4 protein-coding genes are annotated in these 4,371 nt (G+C 36.3%); all 4 read right to left on the reverse strand.

All coding sequences use genetic code 11. From position 1 onward, the window contains the following. Nucleotides 1–351, reverse strand: a 351-nt coding sequence (locus CLHUN_RS21230; protein ID WP_165755824.1) for an RHS repeat domain-containing protein, incomplete at its 3' end; no start/stop codon positions are given. A 172-nt stretch (nucleotides 352–523) separates the two neighbouring features. Then, nucleotides 524–1,066 carry a DUF5104 domain-containing protein gene (locus tag CLHUN_RS21235; RefSeq protein ID WP_080066689.1) on the reverse strand — a complete coding sequence of 181 codons (543 nt, stop codon included), beginning with the start codon at nucleotides 1,064–1,066 and terminating at the stop codon, nucleotides 524–526. A gap of 99 nt (nucleotides 1,067–1,165) precedes the next feature. Further along, nucleotides 1,166–2,395 (reverse strand): RHS repeat-associated core domain-containing protein, encoded by a 1,230-nt coding sequence (locus tag CLHUN_RS22620; RefSeq protein ID WP_133051129.1) that lies wholly within the window; start codon nucleotides 2,393–2,395, stop codon nucleotides 1,166–1,168. 771 nt (nucleotides 2,396–3,166) lie between these two features. Then, a partial coding sequence (locus CLHUN_RS22625) for an RHS repeat domain-containing protein (RefSeq protein WP_242656589.1) occupies nucleotides 3,167–4,371 on the reverse strand: 1,205 nt, incomplete at its 5' end.

Here is a 4,371-nt window from a genome sequence, read left to right on the forward strand (position 1 = left end):
CAATCTGTTCATATTGTCATATGTATAAGCGGTATTTGTTTTTACTGCTCCGTTTTGCTTTACTAGCAGTGATTTACGGTTATTGGCCGCATCATAGGTGTACTCCTTCGAGACTCCATTTGACAGAACTTCCTTTACCAACCGCCCCAGGTCATCATAATAATACGCTGTACCTGTTCCTCCGCCATTCATTGTATTTACATTCCCTGTCAGGGTATAAGTATAGGAATATGAGCTGTTAACCGTCGGATTTTCAATGTTTTCGACCGATTTGGCCAATAGCCTTCCCAGTACGTCATAGGTTATAGTGTCAACCATCTTTAGCCAGGTATAAATAGCTGGTACTCCCATACGAATTTAAATCAATGTCAAGTGTTCTCCAGCTTTGCCTGACACACTGCACTATAAAAGAGCTTACAAATTGTGTAAGCTCTTTTATAGTGCTTCCCATTGATTTAAATTGTACCGGTGTACCAGCGCATCAAATATACTTGTCTGCAATGACCTCTAGCGATTATTCACTTTATTTTGTTCCCTTGCTTTCTGCATTATCGGGGTGGTAAATACCTGCACATCTTGTCTTTTCTCCTCCCCAATCAAACTGTTTTTCTCTATCTGACTCTTTAATTATCTGAAGCATGTAAAGTCCCACATTATCAGGATTTTTAGTATCTTCTAATTCATCAACAAAAAACACTAAATACTTATCTACATCCGTAGTAACTATGTACATACAATTCAGCTCACTAGTTTTTTCACCATAATCATTTGAACCTGAAACATTGTTTGAGCCTTCCTTTGATTTAATTTCGCCTTTGAAAAAATTCATTAGATATTCAATATTGCTATCTATATCTTTCGCTTCTTTTAGAACTCCTGGCGAAAACATATTTTTAAGCTTTTCCTTATCCTTATTCTCTAGAGCTGTAGCGATGTTCTGAAAACGCATATCTGAAATCTTGTCATAATCTTTAAAAAGTACTTCCGATCTATAAGAGCTACACGATGATAAGGTGAAAGAAAGTGCGATAATTGTCACAAATGGCAGTAATCTTTTAATTATCATATTTTCTCCTTTTCCATTTAAATTTCTATAAAGTTAATAATACTTTTAGCATGGTTTAATAAGAGCTCATTTAATAACCCTTACAAAACAAAATAAAATTTACCACTTAAACCTTGCATTATAATTCTTATCGTCAAATTCCCACATGGAAGAACCATCCACTGTTTTCTTAAAATTATCATACCAATCTTTATGTTGTGAAAAATTCATATTTCCATAAACAACAAGATCTGAAGCCCTTACATTCTGATAATTAGGGTTAAATCCTGTTATCCACCAGTTGTTTTCATTCGGCGTCCACGTAAAAATTTGGTTTCCTTTTTTGTCATACAAAGCTAACGACATCGGCAGGGCTAAATTCTTATCTATTAACCAGTGAGGCCCACCACCATAATAAATTCCTACTTCAGCTCCTGCACCAAGGTTAAGGTAATCACCCTTCCAAAACCAAAATCTATATTTTTCTTCATTAACAGAAAAATTAAAAATTTTGTAATCCATATTTGTGGCACAATTAAATGCTACGTCATAGAGAGCATTATATCCAACATATTTCTTACTTTGTAATAATGCATCCTGTTTGGCATGATAAATCCCATTTTTATCCCTTGTAAATCCACCTATATCAAACGCTTCAGGATAATCACCATTTCGAGTTGCTTTAACAGCAGCCCAATACGGAGGAGTTAATTTTGCAAGGAGTACAGCAGTTCTGGTCTTTTCAGGAATAGATAGTACATCTCCAACAACCTTTCCAAACATTAAAGTCCATATTTTATCAATTCCAATTGGAGAATTTCCTGTCTGGTCAATATAATCAATTGGATTATTCCCACAATACGTATACAAATTCAAACTAAGCGGGTCACTATCCTTACCCCAAACCGAGTCCTCTGTAATAAATCCCCCAATCATCGGGTCGTAATACCTTGCCCTCAGATAAATAGTCCCTGTTTCCTTATCAAAATACTCTCCGCAGTATCTGAATACATTGGTATCATTTGCGTCTGGATTTTTCTCGTTTCCAAAAGCGTCATAGTCATATGACTTGACACTGCTTCCGCTTGCATCCGTAAGCTGAACAACATCTCCATGACCATTATACAGGAAAAATCTTCTATTTGCACCTGTTCCATCCTCGTAATAAATTAAGTTTATCCCCCGCACATACTTGCTGGTGACCTCTCCTGTTCCGCTTGTTTCAAGAATTATCTGGCTGCCGTCCCATATGTGGTTTGTGACTGTGCCGTTTATATTTTTTGATGTTCTCAGCCCGTTTCCGTCATAAGCATATTCTGCTGTTATGTCACCTGTAGAAGTTTTTATCAACTGGTTGAAGCCGTCATACTCATTGATGGTTATGTCGGTGTTGTCCTTTGCTGCTCCGGGTGTTGACAAATCAACTCCTGTGGTTTCAGCATATGCCCAATCATATACTGCAGGAATATTCCACTGGCCTGCCTTTTCAATCTCATTAATATAATAAGAATACCCTCACAGTTATCCCAGTTGAAGGCTGCTCGGATTTCCACTTTCTCTTGCGCATCAACGCCAGTCGTAGTATGGTTACCCCAATGGATAGGGTAGCCTTTCGGCAATATATTATGCGACTTCTTGTGACACTTGCGACCTCTGTCGGAATGCAAACATGGATTTTTATAACTAATCAGAAATACTTGTTCAACTCCTCCCATGGATAATTTATCTATCAGAAGAATGTAGTCAGAGTGTGATAGATTAATGTTCTATAAATTTTACGGCAACTTATCAATATAATAGTTGCTCTATTGATTATATTTGAAAGTTTTAGAAAAAAACAGTACATTAAAAACCCCGAAAAAGTCATATGGCCTCTTTCGGAGCTTTTAATGTGATTTTACCAAATATTGGAACACTTACTTAAGTATTATTCCAGAAATATATAGTATTGAAAAAATTATTATCCCAACATTAATAACAATAATGAAATACTTAAATTCTTTCAAATTGAAGCTACCGAATACTATTAACCTAATGAAGCATATTACATTACCAACAACAAGAAATAGAATTGATAAAAGTACTTTATTCCACATAAGCTCAACCTTTCATTTATAAATCTTATTTGTATAATTCTTGTACTAAATCAGTATCTAAACCCAGGTCAACTTTTGTTCTATTTACTTTATCCCAATCAATTTTTAGGTCTTTTACAGACCCAGACCAAGTCGTTTTATAAGTTATACTACCATTATCTACCAGCTTTTTTACAAACCCAGAATAGATTGTGTATTTAGCAACTGCTCCCTCACGGGTGTCTGATTTTATCATTGAGCCGTACATTCTATCAGTTATCTGATTAATTTCCGCTGAATCACCAAAAATTGCTGAGCCAACATCAAATAATGTTATTATGGATGATACTGCTCCTGCTACTTTTGAGACGGCTTTCCCTGAGTTCTTAATAGCCTCAGGTAAAATTTTAACTTTATTCAATCTATCTGCAAGTGATAACGCATCTGATATATTCCCCAAATTTCCTTTTATGCTTGAAAACATATCATCTTTTGAAATTGTTTCAATGTCTGCACCTTTATCAATTATCCACTGTAGAATATTTGACCCGAAAGGTATCGCTCCAAATACTGAAATTACAGCATTATTCCATTTATTATCTGCTAACACTCCATATTTCCCATCACTGTACTTGAATGTGGCTGGAGCATGCCCACTTGGGTCAATAAACATAATCGGATTGTTCCTGCAATACGTATACAAATTCAAACTAAGCGGGTCACTATCCTTCCCCCAATAACTATCCTCTGTAATAAATCTCCCAATCATTGGGTCGTAATACCTTGCCCTCAGATAAATAGTCCCTGTTTCCTTATCAAAATACTCTCCGCAGTATCTGAATACATTAGTATCATTTGCGTCTGGATTTTTCTCGTTTCCAAAAGCGTCATAGTCATATGACTTGACACTGCTTCCACTTGCATCCGTAAGCTGAACAACATCTCCATGACCATTATACAGGAAAAATCTTCTATTTGCACCTGTTCCATCCTCGGAATAAATTAAGTTTATCCCCCGCACATACTTGCTGGTGACCTCTCCTGTTCCGCTTGTTTCAAGAATTATTTGATTGCCGTCCCATATGTGGTTTGTGACTATTCCGTTTATATTTTTTGATGTTCTCAGCCCGTTACCATCGTAAGTGTATTCTGCTGTTATGTCACCTGTAGAGGTTTTTATCAACTGGTTGAAGCCGTCATATTCATTGATGGTTATATCGGTGTTGTCCTTTGCTGCTCCGGGTGTTGACA

Origin of the sequence: Ruminiclostridium hungatei (assembly GCF_002051585.1) — a bacterium.
Classification (GTDB): Bacteria; Bacillota; Clostridia; order Acetivibrionales; family DSM-1351; genus Ruminiclostridium; species Ruminiclostridium hungatei.

Bases quoted from the DNA above. Each gene is read 5' to 3' on its own strand.
- CLHUN_RS21235 (WP_080066689.1), bottom strand. From the start codon at position 1,066: ATGATAATTAAAAGATTACTGCCATTTGTGACAATTATCGCACTTTCT.